This window comes from Gemmobacter lutimaris, from assembly GCF_003570715.1.
Taxonomy (GTDB): domain Bacteria; phylum Pseudomonadota; class Alphaproteobacteria; order Rhodobacterales; family Rhodobacteraceae; genus Gemmobacter; species Gemmobacter lutimaris.
The window spans coordinates 78031-96092 of sequence record NZ_QXXQ01000009.1; the positions used below are offsets into that span (position 1 = coordinate 78031).

Genomic DNA, 18062 nt, shown 5'->3' on the forward strand with positions numbered 1-18062 from the left:
CCCGGCAGTGTCCGGGGCCTTTTCATTTTCAGGCATCCTGCCGGGTAATGTCGGTGATCAGCACATCGGTGACCGTGCCCTGCAAAATGGATTGAGCGGCCTCCAGCAGGGCGCGGCGCAAGGGGGCAAGGGTTGTGCCTTCGGTAAAAGTGCCGCGAAAACCACCGCTGTTGGCGTGATCGAACAGTATCTGTAGGAAACTGTCGCGCAGTTTTGGCTCGCGGGCGTAAACGGTCTCCTGCGTCCCGGCAGTGATTTCCAGGCTCAGAAACAGCACGACAACCGAGGTAATGCGCCCATCCTCGACTATCGGCACGATGAACTGGCTGCTCAATTTCAGATATTCCGGCCCAATGGCGTGATTGTCATCAGGGTGCTGAGGAACCGCCTCATGCGTGGTTTCGGCCTGAGCGTCCGACACAGCCTCTGGATGCAGGGGCTCCGCCGGACGGAGAAAATAGCCACCGGCAAGACCCCCAAGCAGGCCGGCCAGGGCAAGGATCACGGGAAGAAGGACGCGTTTCATGGCGTGTCAGAACGGCAAGAGGACATCGGCGATCTGCTGGCCATAGCGGGGCTGCTGCACATCGGTGATCTGACCGCGGCCGCCATAGGAAATGCGCGCGCCCGCAATCTTGTCGTAGGTGATTTCATTCTGGCGAGAGATGTCGGCGGGACGCACATAGCCTGTCACGATCAGTTCGCGCAGTTCATAGTTCACCCGCACCTCCTGCTGCCCCTCGATCCGCAGCACGCCATTGGCCAGTTCCTCCACCACCGTGGCAGCAACGCGCAATGTCAGTTTTTCTTTGCGGGACACAGATCCTTGGCCCTGGTAAGCAGAACTTGAATGCGTATCGACCGCATCCCCCATGCTGGCGCCTTCAGGCAGTTTTTCGTTCAGTCGCTCAGGAACCCCGAACAGCGAGGGCATTCCCATCTTGTCGCTGCCCGCGCGGCTGCGTCCCGAGGAGTTGGAAATCTCGGCGCCGTCATCAATCTCGATCACGACAGTCAGGATATCACCCCGCCGAGCCGCCCGCCGTTCACCGAACAGCGACTCGCGGTTGGCCGACCAAAGCGAGGAAGCATCGGCAGGGGTCGCAGCCGGGATGTCATGCGGTAGCGGAGTAGAATACATCGCATGGTGCTGATAGCTGCCCTCCAGCGGCGAGAAATCGGGGGCCTTTCCCACGGCGGCCATTCTGGAGCAGGCGGCGAAGCACAGGGTCAGAAGGATCAGGCGGTTCATGGCGCTCCTCAGGGCTGCGGACCGACGATGACGATGCCGTCCGCGCGGACGCGTCCGGTGACAGTGGTGCGGGAGGCGAGGTTCATTACGCGCACAGGCTCGCCCAGACCGGCGCGTTCCAATGCGCGCCCTTCGGTCAGGATACGCAGTGGGCCGGACGAGAATCCGACGGTCACGACCTGATTGCGGTCAATCAGTGCGGGCGGGCCGATGTCAGCGGGGCGGATCGGACGATTGGCATAGATCGCCACGCGTGCTTCCATGCCGATCACCTGAAGCGGGTCGTCAAACCCCATCCCGCCGGGAACAAGCGCAACATCCGCTTCGGTCAGAACTTCCTGCGCACGGATGGTCCGGGTGGTGACCAGCGTATCGGCCAGAGCGGGCAGCGGCGCAAGGGCAAGGAACAGCCAGCGCATCAGCGCACCTGTGTCGTGGCGGCAAGCATCTGATCGGCGGCGGTGATGACCTTGGCGTTCAGCTCGTATCCGCGCTGGGCCTTGATCAATTCGGTCACCTCGCGCACCGCATCAATCGAGCTTTCCTCAAGATAGCCCTGCCGCAGGGTGCCCAGCCCGTCCTCACCGGGCGTTCCCGTCTGTGCGGGACCGGAGGCAGCCGTTTCAAGATAGAGATTGCCGCCAATCGCTTCCAACCCCTTTTCATTGGTAAAACCAGCCAGCGTGATCTGGCCTATCAACTGCGGCTGCACTTGATTGACGAAATAGGCATAGACCTCGCCCTGCGCATTGATCGTCAGGCTGCGCGCATCGGCTGGAATGGTGATACCCGGTGCAACCTCATGGCCTTCGGAGGTGACGATCAGCCCGTCAGCGGTGCGCTTCAGTCCGCCGTCGCGGGTATAGGCGCTGCCGCCGGACGGCAGCGTGACCTCCAGATAGCCCCGTCCCTCGATCGCAAGATCAAGATCGCCGCCGGTCTGGCTCAGCGTGCCCTGTGACAGCACGATCGAAACCGCCGCAGGACGGACGCCCATGCCCATCTGCACCCCGGTCGGAAGCATGGAGCCATCCTCGGCCGAAATCGTGCCGGGACGGGCCACCTGTTCATAATGCAGGTCGGCGAACTCGGCGCGACGGGCGTTGTAGGCAGTGGTGGACATATTTGCCAGGTTGTTCGACACGACATCGACACGCATCTGCTGTGCCGCCATGCCACTGGCCGCGATTTGAAGTGCCTTCATTTCAGCCTCCGAGGGTCTGGATCGCCGCGCGCATCCGCTCGTCTTCCCGATCAAGGAAGCTCTGGCCCATTTCATAGGCGCGCTGGACTTCCATCATGCGGGCGATTTCCGAAAAGGTGTTCACATTACTGCCTTCAAGGCTGCCCTGTCGCATCCGCCCGCCCTCCATCGGCACAATGCCACTCTCGGCAGTGAACAGTGTGCCGCCTTCGTGGCGCAGGCCGGTCGCCGTTTCGGCTTGCCACAGGCCGACCCGGGCCAGCGGACCCTGCGCCGTGGACAGGGTGCCATCCTCCGACAGTGCAATCTGTCCGGCGTCGGCGGGTACGAAAACCGGGCCGCCCGCCTCGTCCAGCAGCCGGTGTCCTTGCGCATTGACCAACTCGCCGGTCGCGGCAGGCGTGAAGTGACCAGCCCGTGTCAGCCGGTTACCTTGCGGCGTTTCGACCAGAAAGAAACCGTCACCATCAATGGCGAAGTCGAAACTGCCGCCGGTTTCCTGCATCTCTCCGCGGCTCAGATCCACGTTGCGCGCCGAGGCATGTGCCATCGACAACGAGGGTGCATCGTCAAGTCGCGCCACATATTCTGCAAAAACAACGCCTTCCCTCCGAAATCCGGTGGTGGAGCTATTGGCGATATTGTTCGCAATCACCTGCAATTCGCGCAGCAGGCCATTCTGTCGTGTCAGGGTCGTGTATCCCGATGCGTCCATGCTCAGCCTCCGGCGATCTGCGGAATGACGCTGTCCGTGAAGAAGCTGACGAGCGTGGCGGTCATGAAACTCATCGAGACCCAGAAAACAATCAGCATGGCACCGACCTTCGGCACAAAGGTCAGCGTCATTTCCTGCACCGAGGTCAGCGCCTGCAACAGCCCGATGGTCAGGCCCGCAATCAGCGCGACGGCCAGCAGCGGGGCGCTGATCTTCACCGCGGTCCAGAGCGCCTGCCGCAGCAGATCATAGATCAGATCGGCGGTCATACCGGCATCCTCAGGATTTCCTGATAGGCCTCGACAACCTTGTCGCGGACCGTGACAGCGGTTTCAACCGCCAGTTCGCTGGCTGAAAGGGCCTGAACCAGTGCATGCGGATCTGCCCCGCCGGTCATTGCCGCGCGGGCCGTGACCTCGCCCTGTGACAGGATCTGTTGAAACTCCTGCGCGGCGGCGACAAAGCCATCTGCTGTTGCGGTATCGGGCATTGCGGCAACGGCAGGCCGCGCCATCCCGTAGCTGCGGGCGGCGGAAGCGGGGTTCATGTCCATTCTGGACCTCCTTATTTGCGCAGAAGATCGAACAGGCTTTGCGTCATCCGGCGTGCCTGATCGAAGAGTTTAAGATTGGCCTCGTAACTGCGCTGCGCCTCGCGGGCGTCGGCGACCTCGATCATTAGATCGACGTTGGAGCCATCGTAGTGCCCTGTATCATCCGCCAGGGGATGACCGGGCGCATAGATGCGGGCCAGAGCATTGCGATCCAGCCGAACGGGGCCCGGCTCGACCCCTGATCCGTCCGCCATCTCGCGGAAGCTGACCAGCTTGCGGCGATAGCCGGGTGTATCCACATTTGCCATGTTTTCAGACACATGCCGCAGTCGCGCGGCCTGTGCCTGCATGCCCGAGGCGGATTGTGACAGGGCGCCAAGCAGATCGGACATGGCTTACCTCCTGCCCAGGCTGGCGCGCAGGATCGTGGAGGCGCTGCGATAGATGCCCAGCGCCATTTCGTGCTGCTGACCTACATCGACCGCCTTCACCAGTTCGGTTTCCAGCGACACGGTATTGCCATTCGGGGATGCGGCCCCGTTCTGGCGGCGCAACACCGGCTCCGCCCCGTTGGCGGCCTCGGGCAGCATGTGACCGGGCCGCGTATGGCGCAGGCCATCGGGTGCCGTCTCGTAAACCTCAGCAAAGGGCGCAAGGTCGCGCGCCTTGAATCCGGGCGTATCGGCGTTGGAGACATTGCGCGAAATTTCGGCCTGACGCGCACCGGCATGTGCTGCCATAGCCTGGGCCATTCTGACCAGTGCAAGTTTTTCAAACATCGGGGCTTCTCCCTCGACAACCTTCATCAAGGCTTAAGGGTGATTCCTTTAGAAACCGTAATCAGCGAACAAAGAGAGAATCCCATGACCGGCCTTTTTGATGCTCTTCAGGCAGAAGTCGCAGCGATCATCCCGGTTCGCCGGGTTGGCCGCGTCACCGGGGCTGAGCGTGGCACGCTTGCAGTCAAAGGGCTTGCGGACCGTGCTGGCCTGGGGGACAGGGTGGTCATCGGCTCGGGGTTTGGCGAGGTCATCCGCCTTGCCCGCGATGGCGCGACAATCCTGCCTGACAGCCCGCCCGAAGGGGTGCGTATCGGCGATGCGGTTGAACTGACGGGTCCTGCGACCATTGCGCCAGACGACAGCTGGATCGGGCGGATCATTGATCCCTACGGGATGCCGCTAGACGGGCAGCCGCTGTTTCGTGGCCCGGTTGCCCGGCCGCTATGTGCGGCGGCTCCGCTTGCTGCACAACGTCGTGCCATAGGCGGGCGGTTGCGCACTGGAACAGCCGCTTTCGACACACTTCTGCCGCTGGCAAGAGGTCAGCGCATCGGGCTTTTCGCGGGGTCTGGTGTTGGCAAATCCTCGCTGTTGGCGAAATTCGCCAGAGGGGTCGAGGCGGATGTCGTCGTGATTGCGCTTGTCGGCGAGCGCGGGCGCGAGTTGCGGGATTTTACCGAGAATGTTCTGGGTCCGCAGGGAATGGCGCGATCAGTTGTGGTGGCCGCCACCTCTGACCAGTCGCCGTTGACCCGCCGCCGTTGCGCATGGACCGCGATGTCGGTCGCCGAACATTTTCGGGATCAGGGGCAACATGTCCTCTTTCTCGCCGATTCGATCACCCGCTTTGCAGAGGCGCACCGGGAGGTGGCGCTGACTTCAGGCGAAGGGGGCGACTTGCGCGGCTATCCGCCTTCGGTTGCGCATATGATCATGTCGTTGGCGGAGCGCGCCGGTCCAGGGCCGGAGGGGGCGGGTGACATCACGGCCGTGCTGTCGGTCCTTGTTGCCGGGTCCGATATGGAGGAGCCGATCGCCGATATTCTGCGCGGCGCGCTGGATGGGCATGTGGTGATGGATCGCCGCATTGCCGAGCGTGGTCGGTATCCGGCGATTGACTTGCTGCGATCAGTGTCGCGCAGCTTGCCTGGCGCGGCAACGGACGCCGAAAACGCCTTGATTTCAGAGTCCAGGCGCCTGCTAGGCGCCTATGACCGGGCCGAGATGATGATTCAGGCGGGTCTTTACGCCAAGGGTTCCGATCCGCTGGTGGATCGGGCAATCAAGGTCTGGCCCGCGCTGGATGGTTTTCTGGCCGAAGATGCGACCGACGGGGTCGAGGCCAGCTTCCGCCGTCTTGCGGCATGTCTTGCGCCATGACCGGGACGGGGGCTATCAGGCTGCCATGACCGGAACGCCAGATCCATCCGAGGCCACCCGCACCTGGGCCCGCATCGCCGTGCTCAGCTTTGGCGGGCCTGCCGGGCAGATTGCAGTGATGCACCGCATACTGGTGGAGGAAAAGCGCTGGATCGGCGAGCGGCGCTTTTTGCATGCGTTGAACTTCTGCATGTTGCTGCCGGGGCCAGAGGCGCAGCAGCTTGCCACTTATCTGGGCTGGCTGCTGAATGGCACGCGCGGTGGTTTGATCGCGGGAGGATTGTTCATCCTGCCCGGCCTGCTGTCGATCATGGCGCTGAGCTGGCTTTACGCGCTGCACGGTGAAGCGCCGCTGATTGCGGCGCTGTTCTTCGGGTTGAAGGCCGGGGTTCTGGCTATCGTCTTTCAGGCAGTCCTCCGCCTTGGCAAACGTGCCTTGGCCGGACGGCTTGCGCTGGCTGTGTCAGGTGCGTCGTTCCTGTCCATCTTTGCGCTGGGCGTTCCCTTTCCGGTGATTGTTATTACGGCGGCGTTGATCGGACTCGCCGCTGGGCGCGGAAGCCCGAGTTCAGACCATGACCAGACCGAGGAGGAGGGCCTGACCGCGCCAGCCTCTGCCGGGGCAGTTCGGGCGGGTGTGGTTGCATTGGCGCTTTGGTTACTGCCTGTGGCTCTGATTGCGGCTCTGGCACCCGGCAGCATTTTCGACGAGATCGGGCGGTTCTTCTCGCAGATGGCGGTGGTCACCTTTGGCGGGGCCTATGCCGCGCTGGCCTGGGTGGCACAGGAGGCGGTGTCGGTTCAGGGCTGGCTCGGCCCGGATGAAATGCTTGACGGTCTCGGCCTTGCCGAAACAACCCCCGGACCGCTGATCATGGTGCTGCAATTTGTGGGTTTCCTTGCGGCTTTCCGGGAGGCCGGTGATCTGCCCCCACTTCTTGCCGGAACGCTTGGGGGTTTTCTGGTGACATGGGTGACGTTCGCCCCGTGTTTCACCTGGATTTTTCTTTGCGCCCCGTGGATGGAGCGGGTGCGTGGCAATCCGGCACCGGCTGCCGCCCTGTCCATGGTCACGGCGGCCGTTGTTGGCGTCATCCTGAACCTCGCGCTCTGGTTCGCCGTTCACAGCCTGTTTGCTGAAGTGGTGCCGTGGCAGCGCGGTCCGCTGCGGTTGAGCCTGCCGGTGCCGGGCAGTTTTGTCCCTTGGTCCGCGATGTTGACATCGCTTGCGCTTGGGCTGGTTTTCGGCTTGCGCTGGGGAATGGGGCGGCTGCTTTGCGCGATGGCGGCGGCAGGCATGGTCCTTCACTTTACCGGTCAGGTGTGAGCCTGTTTCTTGTGGAACAACCCGGAAAGCGGTGGCTAGATTCCGGTTCCGGTGTGTGGTTATGGCTGCTACGCTGAAGTAATGATCCTGTCGGACAAAAGTCATGCCCGCCACCCGCCGCCTTTTCCTTGCTGCTCCCGCGTTGCTTCTGGCAGGCCGTAGTCTGGCGGCGTCGCCGGTGGGTGTAACGCTGGCCCTGACGGGGCAAGCGACACTTGCCCGCGACAAGGCCGAAAATACGCTGCGCCCCGATGATCCGCTGAACGAGGGGGATACTGTCACCACTGCCGCCGCCAGTATGGCGGTTTTGGAACTGTTCACCGAGACGCGTATCAATCTGGGGCCGGAGACGCGCTTCACCGTTGACCGTTTCATCGCCGATCTGGGCGGCACCATAACGGTCGGTGGGGCAATGGTGTTCGACCGGCCGGAAACCCTTCCGCCGCTGGATCTTGAGGTGCAAACCAGTTTCGCCCGGATCGGGGTGCGCGGAACGCGCTTTTTCGCGGGGCCGAGCAACGGTGTGTTCGGCGTTTTTGTGCAACGCGGCAGGGTCGAGGTGACAGCCGCAGGCCAAACCCGGCAGATCGGTGCGGGCGAAGGCGTGAATATCGTCGCACCGGAAGCCGCGCCCTCGGCGGTCGCATACTGGGGCGAGGCGCGCGTTGCCGAAGCATTTGCAAGTGTTGGCCTGACCCGCTGAAGCTTCCTGCTGCGGTTTTCCTTTGGGCCGGATCGGTCTATATCTGATCTCCGACCCGTTTTGAGGCAGTTTCCAGATGTTCCGGTTCTTTGAAGGGCTTGTTAACCCTTACCAATCCTATGCGCGCAGCGATTCCCCGCCCCGCAAGCTCTGGCCGTATCTGAAAGAGTATGTCCGGCCGTTCCGGGGTGTTTTCGTGGTGACGGCATTGCTGTCCGTGCTGGCTGCCGGATCTGACGTTGCTCTGATCTGGTACGTCGGGCGGCTGGTCGATCTGTTGGCGACCGCAAGCCCTGCCGAGGTCTGGACAGGCTACGGGACTGAAATCATGACCGTTGGATTGGCTGTCTTGATCCTGCGGCCCTTGCTGCTGGTGTCCAATGTCGCGCTTTTGCACAATACCATCCTGCCAAACTTCGGCACGATGATCCGCTATCGCGCGCATGATCATGTGCTGCGTCAGCCGGTCGGCTGGTTTGAAAGTGATTTTGCCGGGCGCATTGCCAACCGGGTGATGCAGACGCCTCCGGCAGCGGGCGATGCGGTGTTCCAGACCTTTGACGCCGTGGCTTTTGCCAGCGTCACAATCGTCGGCGCGGGTATCATGCTGGCCGATGCCGACCCGCGTCTGGTGCTGCCGCTGCTGGTCTGGTTTGCGCTTTACGCCGCGCTGGTGCGCTGGACGTTGCGACGGGCGGGGCCGGCCTCGAAAGCCAGTTCTGACGCGCGCTCGGCTGTGACCGGGCGGGTGGTGGATGCCTATACCAATATTCATTCGGTGAAGCTGTTTGCGCATCACGATCTGGAAATGCGGCATGCGACCGATGCCATTGAACATGCGCGATCCACATTCCAGAAGGAAATGCGGGTTATCACCAAGATGGACCTTGCGCTGACCGGCCTCAACGGCGGGCTGATCGTGGCGGTCACCGGCTGGGCGCTTCTGCTGTGGTATCAGGGACAGGCGAGCGTTGGCACCGTGGCAGCGGCAACGGCGCTCGTCCTGCGACTGAACAACATGACCTATTGGATCATGTGGGCCACCACTTCGCTGGTGCAGGCGCTGGGCGTGGTGCAGGAGGGCATGGAGACCATCACACAGCCCATCGGGCTGGTCGATGCGCGCGATGCCGCGCCCCTGCAACTGACCAAAGGGGAGATCAGACTGGAAGGTGTGTCGCATCACTACGGGCGTGGTTCGGGCGGGTTGCGTGACGTGAACCTGACCCTGCGGCCGGGTGAGAAGATCGGGGTTGTCGGCCGGTCCGGTGCGGGCAAGTCCACGTTGGTAAAGCTGATGCTGCGGTTCTACGATTGTGAGCAGGGCCGCATCCTGATCGACGGACAGGACATCGCGCGCGTCACCCAAGACAGTCTGCGCCGCGAAATCGGCATGGTTCAGCAGGATTCGAGCCTTTTGCACAGAAGTGTGCGCGAGAACATCCTTTACGGCCGTCCGGACGCCACCGAGGACGAGATGATCGCCGCCGCCCGCCGGGCCGAAGCGCATGAGTTTATCCTGACGCTGGAAGACCCAGAGGGCCGCAGCGGCTATGACGCGCATGTCGGCGAACGGGGCGTGAAGCTGTCCGGTGGCCAGCGGCAGCGCATCGGGCTGGCGCGGGTGATCCTGAAGGACGCGCCGATCCTGATTCTGGACGAGGCGACATCGGCGCTGGACAGCGAGGTCGAGGCGGCGATTCAGGACGCGCTGTATGGTGTAATGCAGGGCAAGACCGTCATCGCCATTGCGCACCGGCTGTCCACCATCGCAGCGATGGATCGCATCGTCGTGCTGGAGGATGGCGCGGTGGCCGAAGAGGGCAGCCATGCCGAATTGCTGGCGAAGGGCGGGCTTTACGCCCGCTTCTGGGCGCGGCAATCCGGTGGGTTCATCGGAACGGAGGACGAGGCATGAAGGCGTTGCGTGGCCTTGCCGGTTTCATTGACGCATTCAGCCCGGCTGAGGGCATGCCGCCGCAAGAGCTTGGCCCGTTCTTCCGCTGGTGCCTTAGCGGGGCTTGGGCGCCGCTGGCCGTGGCGGGGGCAATTTCGGCGCTGGCGGGCACGACCGAGGTGGTTTCCGCCCTGATCCTTGGCATGGTGGTCGATGCTGCGGTTGGCTCTGGCCCCGCCGCGTTCTTTGCCGAACAGGCCGGGCTTCTGGCGCTGTTCGTGGTCTTCTACCTTGTGCTGCGGCCGCTGACCTTTGCGGCCTCCTCGGCCTCCAATTCGATCATCGTCGGGCCGAATGTGATGCCGCTGGTGCTGAGCCGGTTGCATCGGTGGACCCTCGGGCAAAGCGTCACCTTCTTTGACAACGATTTTGCGGGCCGGATTGCGCAAAAACAGATGCAGGCGGCACGCGCCGTCACCGATACGGCGACCGAGGTCATCAATACTGTCTGTTTCGCGCTGGCCTCTGTTATCGGATCGGCGATTTTCCTCATTGCCATCGACGCCTGGATTGGCGTCGCGCTTCTGGTCTGGCTGGTGGCCTATCTGGCGCTGATCCGGTTTTTCATGCCGCGGGTGAAGGGTAATTCGGCAGCGCGGGCTGCGGCGCGGGCCATGGTCTCGGGGCAGGTGGTTGATACGATCACCAATATCAAAACGGTGAAATTGTTCGCCCATGCCGCCTTCGAGGATCGTGTGGCCCTGCGCAGTATGGAGGTTTTCCGCGAGCGTAGTGTCGAATTCGGCGAGATTTCGACTTGGTTCCGCCTGTCGCTGATGACGCTCGCCGGCGTTCTGCCGGTGCTGCTGATCGGAGGTACGGTGCTTTTGTGGCAGCAGGGCGGGGCGACGGCAGGCGACATCGCGGCCTCGGGCGCTGTGGCGATGCGGATTGCGCAGATGACCGGCTGGGTCAGCTTTACGCTCATGTCGATCTACACCAGCGTTGGTGAGGTCGAGGATGGGATGCGCACCTTGGCGCAGCCGCATCAGCTTGCCGATGCGCCGGGGGCGGTGGATCTGCCGCGCATTAGCGGCAAGGTTGATTATCTTGATGCAAGCTTTGCTTATGGCCGCAAGCGCGGCGGCATCGACAGGGTTACGCTGCATATCGCGGCGGGCGAAAAGATCGGCATCGTGGGAGCCTCGGGGGCGGGGAAATCGACGTTGGTGGCGTTGCTTTTGCGGCTCTATGATTGCGAAAAGGGTATGGTTACCCTGGATGGCCATGACCTGCGCGGGGTGACGCAGGAAAGTCTGCGCCGTCAGATCGGCATGGTCACGCAGGAAACCGCGATGTTCAACCGATCCGCGCGGGACAATATCGCCTATGGCCGCCCGGATGCGTCGGAGGCCGAGATCATCGCCGCCGCGAAACAGGCCGAGGCGCATGAGTTCATCCTTGCGATGGAGGATCATCAGGGTCGCAAGGGCTATGACGCTTATCTGGGCGAGCGGGGGGTGAAGCTGTCGGGTGGGCAGCGGCAGCGCATCGCGCTGGCGCGCGCCTTCCTGAAGGACGCGCCGATCCTTGTGCTGGACGAGGCGACCAGCGCGCTTGACAGTGAAGTCGAGGCCAGCATTCAGGAGGCGCTGGGCCGTGTCATGCAGGGCAAGACCGTGCTGGCCATCGCACACCGTCTGTCTACCATCGCGGAAATGGACCGTATCATCGTGCTGGATCAGGGCCGGATCGTCGAAGAAGGCCGCCACGAGGCGCTTCTGACGAAAGGGGGGCTTTACGCGCGCTACTGGAACCGGCAATCGGGGGGCTTCATCGTCACCGAAGAGGCAGCGGAATGAAACTGACCATCGCGCGGCTTGGGCACCATGGCGACGGCATCGCTGAGGGGCCGGAAGGTCCGGTTTATGTGCCGGGCATGTTGCCGGGTGAGGAGGTGGAGGGTGATCTTCAGGGCAGCCAACTGACCAGCCCGAAGATCGTGACTCCCTCGGCGGACCGGGTGAAGCCGCCCTGCGCCCATGCAAAAAGCTGTGGCGGCTGTCTGATGCAGCATGCGCGCGACAGTTTTGTCGCTGACTGGAAGCTGGGTATCGTGCGCGGTGCGCTGGCGGGGCAAGGGCTGGAGGCGCCGCTGCGGCCGATCCTGACATCGCCACCACGCTCGCGTCGTCGTGCTACGCTGGCTGGGCGACGCACCAAGGGCGGCGCGCTGATCGGCTTTCACGCGCGCGGGTCCGATACCATCATTGCAGTGCCGAACTGCCAGCTTCTGCACCCCGATCTGATGGGCGCGGTCCCCGCGCTGGAGACGCTGGTGCGCACGGGCGGCTCACGCACCGGCGAGCTTGCGTTGACCGTGACGCGTAGCCTTGCCGGGCCGGATGTTGCGGTGCAGGGCGGCAAGCCGCTGGATGCGACGCTGCGGCTGGATCTGGCCCGCGTGGCTGAGGCGCATGGTCTGTCGCGCCTCAGCTGGGGGGATGAGGTGGTCGCCCTGCGTGCAGCGCCGATGCAACGCATGGGTCGCGCCCTCGTCGCCCCGCCGCCCGGTGCCTTCCTGCAAGCGACGGAGGAGGGAGAGGCGGCGCTGCTTGCCACTGTCACCGAGGCTGTGGGCGATGCGCCGCGCATCGTTGACCTGTTCGCGGGATGTGGCACTTTCACCCTGCCGCTGTCGGAACGTGCTGATGTGCTGGCCGCAGAAGGCGACGCCGCAATGATGGCTGCGCTGGACAAGGGTTGGCGTCAGGCTGGCGGGCTGCATCGCGTCATCTGTGAAACCCGCGACCTGTTCCGCCGCCCGCTGGAGCCTGACGAGTTCAAGGGAGTCGGCGCCGTGGTCATCGACCCGCCGCGCGCCGGGGCCGAGGCGCAGGTGGCGACGCTGGCGCATAGCCGTGTGCCGGTCATCGCCATGGTGTCATGTAACCCGATCACCTTCGCCCGCGATGCGAAGGTGCTGGTTGCGGCGGGATGGCGGCTCGACTGGGTGCAGGTTGTCGATCAGTTCCGCTGGTCGTCGCATGTCGAACTGGCCGCCCGTTTCAGCCTGTGAGTCTGCGCACGAAGGCGTGAAGCGACTGTGAGCCGCCGCACGCATATACAGGCTGTGCAGATTCTGGCATTTTGGCTATGGGCAGAAAAAACAAAGCAGCAGGCACCCCATGACCTTCGTGCGCCTTTTATCGGCATTTCTTCTTGTGGCCCTGTTGGCCGCATGTGGCGGCAGCGGCAAATTCCGCAGCTACCATGGCCCTGCCGTGACCTCGATCCAGGTCCACAAGGGCGCGCGCAAGATGTATCTGCTGCACGATGCCAAGGTGCTGAAGGAATATGATATCGGACTTGGTTTCGCGCCCGAAGGCCACAAGCAGTTCGAGGGCGATGGCAAGACGCCGGAAGGCACCTACTTCATCAGCTTTCACAACCCGAAAAGCCGCTATCACCTGTCGCTGGGCATTTCCTACCCCAATGTCGCTGACAGGGCCTTTGCCGCCTCGCAGGGCAAGCGGCCGGGCGGTGACATCATGATTCACGGGCGCAGCAATTACAAAGGCACCAACAAGGGCGACTGGACGGCCGGATGTATCGCGGTGCGCGACGCGGAGATGGAAGAAGTCTATTCCATGGTCCGGCAATACACACCAATTCATATTCTGCCCTGAGCCCGGGCAGAAGGCAGCTTCCAAAACAAAAGCGCCGGTCCCGCGACCGGCGCTTTGTTCATTGTGCTAGCGCGCATTACTGCGCCGGGGCGCCGCCGGTATGATCCATTTCCGAGGTGACGGTGCGCCCAAGCGCGGTGGCGGAAACCCGTGCCACCGGCGCCCGCGTCGAATCGCCGGTCAACAGGGTCCACCAGATCTTGCCGCTGGGTTCCTGATACCAGGAAAAGCCGATTTCGTTCGACTGGGGGTCCATCACGACAGCCCGCGTATCAGGCACAGCGGTCCAGGACGCCAGCGTATCGAGCTCGGTCTCGTAAGTCTCCGAGATCAACTCGCCCTGAAGATGGCCGGTATAGCCCGCGCGCTGCACGCGCAGCAGCGGCGATGAGCCATCAGAACCGAAATGCCAAGGGCGGTTCTGCTCCGACATGTCGCGTGAATGCGCGTTGGCAGCGGCCATCAGGGCACCGTTATATTGCAGCGGCTGCACGCCTTTCGCGGCGCGCAGGGTGTTCACCGCTTCCAGCATGCGGCCGGGGATCTGGGCCTCGCTACGCTTGTCGATGTGATAGACGCGCGGCAGAGGCCGCCCGTCCGCACCGATCGTAGGCTGGGAATCAGGGGCCGCACAGGCCGCCAGCAGCGACAGGGCACAGATCGACAGAACGGGAAAGCGCGTCATTTCGGGCACCAGCAGGGATTTCGACCGCCCGTCTTTATCCAATAGCGGGCAGGTTATCAAACGCAAGTCTGCGTGATTTCGCCCAGTGACATCTCTTTGATTTGCGATGTTGCGGCGCAGCGGCTAAAAACCGCCCAATCCAACCCTCAGGAGATCAGCAATGTCTGCTGAACATTCGCACGGGCCCAGCCGCCGGGCCGTTCTTGGCGGCGTCGTCGCCTTCGCAGGGGCCGCCGCCCTGCCTGCCTTTGCGCAGGTCGAAGGATCGGTGCGCAACAACATCTCGAGCTTCCGCATGCTCGACTGGCAGCCCTATTTCAGCAATCTCGCCAAGGGGGCCATTCTGGTGGATACCACTTCGCGGGCGCTGCATTTCTGGTCCGAGGACCAGTCGGTCTACAAGCTGTATCCGACCTCGGTGCCGCTGTCGGATGAGTTGACCCGCCGGGGCCGGACCGAGATCATCAAGAAGGTTGTCGGTCCCGACTGGCGCCCCACGCCGACGATGAAGGAACGCAACCCGGATTGGCCGGATTACATCGGCCCTGGCCCTGACAATCCGCTGGGAACGCGTGCGATGTGGCTTTCCTGGACCTATTACCGTATTCACGGCACCCACGATACGCGCAAGATCGGCCGGAAATCCTCCAATGGTTGCATCGGTATGTATAACGAGCATGTCGAGGAACTTTTCGACCTCGCACAAGTCGGAACGCAGGTGTTGCTAATTTGACGATAGCGCCGGGCGCAATTCTGCCGCCTGTGGGAGCCAATTGCGCCTTTATGCGTTCAAGACTAAACACGCCTTACGAGGTACAGTCTTGGGTGCACGGTATCGCCTCTGCAAAATTCGATGCCGTGCGTTATCTGGAGAGATCGAAATGAAGAAACTCGCTCTTGCTGCCGCTCTGTCGGTTGCCGCCACCACCGCCTTCGCCGGTGGCATGGTCGAGCCGGTGATGGAGCCGGAAGTTGTGGAAGCTGCGACGTCGTCGTCGTCGGGCGCGCTGGTTCCGCTGCTGCTCCTGCTCGTTGTGGCCGCTGCGGTCGCTTCGAACTGATCTGACATCACGTCATGGAAAGGGCGGCAGGGCAACCTGCCGCCTTTTTCATTTGTGGCGGATAGAAAGGCCGGTCAGACCCAGCCCGCCAGATTTTCGCGCGTTACCGCTGCAAGCGCCGCGATATGGGCGGCATCCGCGTTCAGGCAGGGGATATAGGTAAAAACCTCCCCTCCGGCATGTTCAAAGCTTTCGCGAATCTCGCCGTTGATTTCTTCCAGAGTTTCGATGCAATCGGCACTGAAGGCGGGGGCGATGACGGCGATCCGTTTCTTGCCCTGTTTCGCCAGCGCGGCGACATGCTCGACCGTGTAGGGCCGCAGCCATTCCTCGGTGCCGAAGACCGACTGGAAGCTGGTGTCGATGCTGCCCTTGTCCCATCCCAGCCTTTCGCGCAGCAGGCGCGTGGTTTTCTGGCACTGGCAATGATAGGGGTCGCCCTCCATCAGATAGCGTTTCGGCATGCCGTGATAGCTGGCGACCAGCACATCGGGGCGATGATCCAACGCGGCATAGACGCGTTCCACCGATTGCGCCAGCGCCTCCACATAGAGCGGGTGGTCGAAATATTCTGCCACGGTGCGCACTGCGGGCTGGCGCTTTTCCTTCATCAGGGCGCGGAAGAACTGATCGTTGGCCGTGGCCGAGGTGGCGCCCGCGTATTGCGGGTAAAGCGGGAAGAACAGCACCTTCTCGCAGCCAGCCTCCACCATCGCGCGCAGCCGCGATTCGGTGGACGGGTTGCCATAGCGCATGCAGAAATCCACCATCACCCGGTCGCCGTAATCGGCGCGCAACGCCTCGGCCAATGCGGCGGTCTGCTCTTTGGTAATGGTCATCAGCGGGCTTTCGCCCTTCTCTTCGTTCCAGATCAGCTTGTAATTTGCGCCGCTGGTGAAGGGCCGCTTGCTGAGGATGATCAACTGCAACAGCGGCTGCCACTTCCACGCCGGATAGTCGATGACCCGCCGGTCGGACAGAAATTCGTTCAGATAACGCCGCATCGACCAGTAGTCGTAGTTGTCCGGCGTTCCCAGATTGGCCAGCAATACCCCGATCTTCGGGGCGCGCACCGGAGGGTGATCGGCAGGCGCATGGGCCAGACGGCCTTCGCCCGGCCGGATCAACCCGGCCACCGCATCGCGCAGCGCATCAAGCATCGTCTTCTCCTGCATTCGGTTCCGCGCCCCAGATAGTGCCATGGGGCCAGCGGTCAACTGTCGTTTTTCGTCGCACCCGTGCGGGCGGCATTCAGCGCATCTTCGAGCCGTTGCACAGCCGAACCGGGGCGCAATGGTTTCTGCTGGCTGTCATGTGGGCTCCAGCCGGTCAGGCAGATGGTTTCAAACAACGCCTCGACCCGGCCATCGGCATCCGTTTCGTAACGCTGCGCGGCTCCCAGCAGGATACCCCGCCGGGTAAAATGGCGCGGCCGCTCGGCCATGGCATTGGCTTCGCCCATGGCGCGCAGGTCGGCCATCAGGTGCAGCGCATTCCGATAGCTGACGCGGCGGGTAAGGCTGTCGGCGACCGGCAGGTTCAGCCCGGCGCGTTGCAGCAGCGCGCCCAGATCGCGGATTTCGCCCATCGGCAGTACTCGCGGCGACAACCCGCCAGTTTGCGCTGCCTCGGCCTCGGCCAGCGTGGCACGCAGGGTGGCCAGCGTCTGCCCCCCCAGCGTCAGCCCGATAAAAAGCCCGTCAGGGCATAGCGCGCGGCGGCATTGCACCAGTTGCCCGACCGGATCGTTGGCCCAGTGCAGTGCCATGGCGTGAATCACCAGATCATGCGCTGAAGCGGCAAGATCCAGCACCTCGGCATCGGGGATGATCTTTGCGTCAGGGAAGGCACCGGCCCAGATTTCCGCGAAAGGTGTCACGATGGCGGGTTTCGTAAACTGCCTGTTAACCGCGGCTAGTCTTTCCTGAACCTCGATGACGGCTTCGTCATGCAGGAACAGCGCGTCAGGGCGGGCGCGTCTGCGGTTCCGGGCAAGTGCGTGGCGATCAACAAGCTGGGGCGGGGTCATGCGGGCTCCTTTCCGCGGACCATAGGAGGGTCGGATGGGAATGCAAGCGGCTGTGCAACTGGTCTACCCGCCGCAATGCCTCAGTTGCGATGCGCTGGTGACCACGGATTTCGGGCTTTGTGCCCGCTGCTGGCGCGACACGCCCTTCATTGCCGGGCTGGTCTGCGATTGCTGCGGCACGCCCCTGCCGGGCGAGGAAGGCGGTGCGCCGGTGCAATGCGACGATTGCCTGACCATTGCCCGGCCCTGGGGGCGGGGGAGGGCAGTGATGCTATACCGCGACAACGCGCGGCGTCTGGTCATGGCCTTCAAACATGGCGACCGGCTGGATCTGGCTCGACCTGGTGCGCAATGGCTGCATCGCGCAGCGGTCCCGCTGTTGCAGCCCGACACCCTGCTGGCGCCTGTGCCACTGCACTGGCTGCGGCTATTCCGGCGGCGCTACAACCAATCGGCGCTGCTGGCGGCGGGTCTGGCCCGGCTCGCCGATCTGCCGCATTGTCCGGACCTTCTGGTCCGGCGTCGCAATACCCGCAGTCAGGAAGGGCGTGATCGTGAGGGGCGGTTCCGCAATATGGAGGATGCGATCCGCGTCAACGACAAGCGGCGCTGGCAGGTCGAGGGGCGTCCCGTTCTGCTGGTTGACGATGTGATGACCTCGGGCGCCACGCTGGGGGCCTGCGCAGATGCCTGCCTGGCGGCAGGGGCCGCACGGGTGGATGTGGTTGTGCTGGCACGCGTTGCGAAAGACGGATGAATCCCTATAGTCTTGCCGCAACTGCGAG

At 63.2% G+C, this 18062-nt stretch carries 22 protein-coding genes; 10 read left to right on the plus strand and 12 right to left on the minus strand.

All coding sequences use genetic code 11. The features are described from left to right. Positions 1-28: 28 nt before the first annotated feature. From D2N39_RS15265 to D2N39_RS15305, 9 genes are read right to left on the minus strand one after another with little or no spacing between them, the layout of a single operon-like run. A complete protein-coding gene (locus D2N39_RS15265) occupies positions 29-505 on the minus strand; it encodes a flagellar basal body-associated FliL family protein (protein WP_407645583.1) in 477 nt (158 codons plus the stop codon). Between the two features lie 27 nt (positions 506-532). Then, positions 533-1252 (minus strand): flagellar basal body L-ring protein FlgH, encoded by a 720-nt coding sequence (gene flgH, locus D2N39_RS15270; RefSeq protein ID WP_119135642.1) that lies wholly within the window; start codon positions 1250-1252, stop codon positions 533-535. Positions 1253-1260: 8 nt separating this feature from the next. Beyond that, positions 1261-1671 (minus strand): flagellar basal body P-ring formation chaperone FlgA, encoded by a 411-nt coding sequence (gene flgA / locus D2N39_RS15275; RefSeq protein ID WP_119135643.1) that lies wholly within the window; start codon positions 1669-1671, stop codon positions 1261-1263. Beyond that, a complete protein-coding gene (gene flgG / locus D2N39_RS15280) occupies positions 1671-2456 on the minus strand; it encodes a flagellar basal-body rod protein FlgG (protein WP_119135644.1) in 786 nt (261 codons plus the stop codon). Before flgG ends, flgA begins: the two co-directional genes overlap by 1 nt. A gap of 1 nt (position 2457) precedes the next feature. Beyond that, on the minus strand, positions 2458-3171 hold the full coding sequence (locus tag D2N39_RS15285; RefSeq protein ID WP_119135645.1) for a flagellar hook-basal body complex protein: 714 nt from the start codon (positions 3169-3171) through the stop codon (positions 2458-2460). A gap of 2 nt (positions 3172-3173) precedes the next feature. Next, positions 3174-3440 (minus strand): flagellar biosynthetic protein FliQ, encoded by a 267-nt coding sequence (locus tag D2N39_RS15290; RefSeq protein ID WP_119135646.1) that lies wholly within the window; start codon positions 3438-3440, stop codon positions 3174-3176. Continuing rightward, on the minus strand, positions 3437-3724 hold the full coding sequence (gene fliE, locus D2N39_RS15295; protein ID WP_119135647.1) for a flagellar hook-basal body complex protein FliE: 288 nt from the start codon (positions 3722-3724) through the stop codon (positions 3437-3439). Before fliE ends, D2N39_RS15290 begins: the two co-directional genes overlap by 4 nt. An 11-nt stretch (positions 3725-3735) precedes the next feature. Next, complete coding sequence (gene flgC, locus D2N39_RS15300) at positions 3736-4116, minus strand: flagellar basal body rod protein FlgC (RefSeq protein ID WP_119135648.1); 381 nt, start codon at positions 4114-4116, stop codon at positions 3736-3738. A 3-nt stretch (positions 4117-4119) separates the two neighbouring features. After that, positions 4120-4503 carry a FlgB family protein gene (locus D2N39_RS15305; protein ID WP_119135724.1) on the minus strand — a complete coding sequence of 128 codons (384 nt, stop codon included), beginning with the start codon at positions 4501-4503 and terminating at the stop codon, positions 4120-4122. An 84-nt stretch (positions 4504-4587) separates the two neighbouring features. On the opposite strand from D2N39_RS15305, the gene D2N39_RS15310 reads away from it, so the two are divergent. From D2N39_RS15310 to D2N39_RS15340, 7 genes are all read left to right on the plus strand, one after another. Further along, complete coding sequence (locus D2N39_RS15310; protein ID WP_119135649.1) at positions 4588-5886, plus strand: FliI/YscN family ATPase; 1299 nt, start codon at positions 4588-4590, stop codon at positions 5884-5886. A gap of 25 nt (positions 5887-5911) precedes the next feature. Continuing rightward, positions 5912-7213, plus strand: coding sequence for a chromate efflux transporter (gene chrA, locus D2N39_RS15315; protein ID WP_119135650.1), 1302 nt, complete (start codon positions 5912-5914; stop codon positions 7211-7213). A gap of 103 nt (positions 7214-7316) precedes the next feature. Continuing rightward, positions 7317-7916, plus strand: a complete 600-nt coding sequence (locus D2N39_RS15320) for a FecR family protein (RefSeq protein WP_119135651.1) — start codon at positions 7317-7319, stop codon at positions 7914-7916. A 76-nt stretch (positions 7917-7992) separates the two neighbouring features. Next, entirely contained in the window at positions 7993-9834 is a 1842-nt protein-coding gene (locus D2N39_RS15325; protein WP_119135652.1) for an ABC transporter ATP-binding protein, read from the plus strand. Then, positions 9831-11675 carry an ABC transporter ATP-binding protein gene (locus D2N39_RS15330; protein ID WP_119135653.1) on the plus strand — a complete coding sequence of 615 codons (1845 nt, stop codon included), beginning with the start codon at positions 9831-9833 and terminating at the stop codon, positions 11673-11675. The genes D2N39_RS15325 and D2N39_RS15330 overlap by 4 nt, the downstream gene beginning before the upstream one ends. Next, complete coding sequence (locus D2N39_RS15335) at positions 11672-12892, plus strand: class I SAM-dependent RNA methyltransferase (RefSeq protein WP_119135654.1); 1221 nt, start codon at positions 11672-11674, stop codon at positions 12890-12892. The genes D2N39_RS15330 and D2N39_RS15335 overlap by 4 nt, the downstream gene beginning before the upstream one ends. Positions 12893-13001: 109 nt before the next feature. Further along, positions 13002-13502 (plus strand): L,D-transpeptidase family protein, encoded by a 501-nt coding sequence (locus D2N39_RS15340; protein ID WP_119135655.1) that lies wholly within the window; start codon positions 13002-13004, stop codon positions 13500-13502. Positions 13503-13578: 76 nt separating this feature from the next. Here the strand turns inward: D2N39_RS15340 and dalA are convergent, their stop codons facing one another. Continuing rightward, positions 13579-14187, minus strand: a complete 609-nt coding sequence (dalA, locus tag D2N39_RS15345) for a divisome-associated lipoprotein DalA (RefSeq protein WP_119135656.1) — start codon at positions 14185-14187, stop codon at positions 13579-13581. A gap of 160 nt (positions 14188-14347) precedes the next feature. Here dalA and D2N39_RS15350 point away from each other — a divergent pair, with 160 nt between their 5' ends. Together D2N39_RS15350 and D2N39_RS15355 are read left to right on the plus strand one after the other, a co-directional pair. Then, complete coding sequence (locus tag D2N39_RS15350) at positions 14348-14920, plus strand: L,D-transpeptidase (RefSeq protein WP_119135657.1); 573 nt, start codon at positions 14348-14350, stop codon at positions 14918-14920. 148 nt (positions 14921-15068) lie between these two features. After that, the gene (locus tag D2N39_RS15355; RefSeq protein WP_054304150.1) at positions 15069-15248 is read left to right on the plus strand and encodes a hypothetical protein; all 180 of its coding nucleotides are present in this window, start codon (positions 15069-15071) and stop codon (positions 15246-15248) included. 74 nt (positions 15249-15322) lie between these two features. Here the strand turns inward: D2N39_RS15355 and hemH are convergent, their stop codons facing one another. Beyond that, positions 15323-16408, minus strand: a complete 1086-nt coding sequence (hemH, locus tag D2N39_RS15360; RefSeq protein WP_199725265.1) for a ferrochelatase — start codon at positions 16406-16408, stop codon at positions 15323-15325. A 53-nt stretch (positions 16409-16461) separates the two neighbouring features. Then, a complete protein-coding gene (locus D2N39_RS15365) occupies positions 16462-17277 on the minus strand; it encodes a methyltransferase domain-containing protein (RefSeq protein WP_119135659.1) in 816 nt (271 codons plus the stop codon). Between the two features lie 34 nt (positions 17278-17311). Between D2N39_RS15365 and D2N39_RS15370 the strand changes: the two genes are divergently transcribed. Next, positions 17312-18034, plus strand: coding sequence for a double zinc ribbon domain-containing protein (locus D2N39_RS15370; protein WP_119135660.1), 723 nt, complete (start codon positions 17312-17314; stop codon positions 18032-18034). Positions 18035-18062 lie beyond the last annotated feature (28 nt).

Excerpts from the sequence above, each read along its gene's own strand:
- flgC (WP_119135648.1), bottom strand. The coding sequence starts at position 4,116 with ATGTCCGATCTGCTTGGCGCCCTGTCACAATCCGCCTCGGGCATGCAG.
- flgG (WP_119135644.1), bottom strand. The coding sequence starts at position 2,456 with ATGAAGGCACTTCAAATCGCGGCCAGTGGCATGGCGGCACAGCAGATG.
- flgA (WP_119135643.1), bottom strand. The coding sequence starts at position 1,671 with ATGCGCTGGCTGTTCCTTGCCCTTGCGCCGCTGCCCGCTCTGGCCGAT.
- D2N39_RS15310 (WP_119135649.1), top strand. The coding sequence starts at position 4,588 with ATGACCGGCCTTTTTGATGCTCTTCAGGCAGAAGTCGCAGCGATCATC.
- flgH (WP_119135642.1), bottom strand. The coding sequence starts at position 1,252 with ATGAACCGCCTGATCCTTCTGACCCTGTGCTTCGCCGCCTGCTCCAGA.
- dalA (WP_119135656.1), bottom strand. The coding sequence starts at position 14,187 with ATGACGCGCTTTCCCGTTCTGTCGATCTGTGCCCTGTCGCTGCTGGCG.
- D2N39_RS15285 (WP_119135645.1), bottom strand. The coding sequence starts at position 3,171 with ATGGACGCATCGGGATACACGACCCTGACACGACAGAATGGCCTGCTG.
- D2N39_RS15290 (WP_119135646.1), bottom strand. The coding sequence starts at position 3,440 with ATGACCGCCGATCTGATCTATGATCTGCTGCGGCAGGCGCTCTGGACC.
- D2N39_RS15330 (WP_119135653.1), top strand. The coding sequence starts at position 9,831 with ATGAAGGCGTTGCGTGGCCTTGCCGGTTTCATTGACGCATTCAGCCCG.
- D2N39_RS15320 (WP_119135651.1), top strand. The coding sequence starts at position 7,317 with ATGCCCGCCACCCGCCGCCTTTTCCTTGCTGCTCCCGCGTTGCTTCTG.
- D2N39_RS15325 (WP_119135652.1), top strand. The coding sequence starts at position 7,993 with ATGTTCCGGTTCTTTGAAGGGCTTGTTAACCCTTACCAATCCTATGCG.
- D2N39_RS15340 (WP_119135655.1), top strand. The coding sequence starts at position 13,002 with ATGACCTTCGTGCGCCTTTTATCGGCATTTCTTCTTGTGGCCCTGTTG.
- D2N39_RS15365 (WP_119135659.1), bottom strand. The coding sequence starts at position 17,277 with ATGACCCCGCCCCAGCTTGTTGATCGCCACGCACTTGCCCGGAACCGC.
- fliE (WP_119135647.1), bottom strand. The coding sequence starts at position 3,724 with ATGGACATGAACCCCGCTTCCGCCGCCCGCAGCTACGGGATGGCGCGG.
- D2N39_RS15355 (WP_054304150.1), top strand. The coding sequence starts at position 15,069 with ATGAAGAAACTCGCTCTTGCTGCCGCTCTGTCGGTTGCCGCCACCACC.
- D2N39_RS15335 (WP_119135654.1), top strand. The coding sequence starts at position 11,672 with ATGAAACTGACCATCGCGCGGCTTGGGCACCATGGCGACGGCATCGCT.
- chrA (WP_119135650.1), top strand. The coding sequence starts at position 5,912 with ATGACCGGAACGCCAGATCCATCCGAGGCCACCCGCACCTGGGCCCGC.
- D2N39_RS15350 (WP_119135657.1), top strand. The coding sequence starts at position 14,348 with ATGTCTGCTGAACATTCGCACGGGCCCAGCCGCCGGGCCGTTCTTGGC.
- hemH (WP_199725265.1), bottom strand. The coding sequence starts at position 16,408 with ATGCTTGATGCGCTGCGCGATGCGGTGGCCGGGTTGATCCGGCCGGGC.
- D2N39_RS15370 (WP_119135660.1), top strand. The coding sequence starts at position 17,312 with ATGGGAATGCAAGCGGCTGTGCAACTGGTCTACCCGCCGCAATGCCTC.
- D2N39_RS15305 (WP_119135724.1), bottom strand. The coding sequence starts at position 4,503 with ATGTTTGAAAAACTTGCACTGGTCAGAATGGCCCAGGCTATGGCAGCA.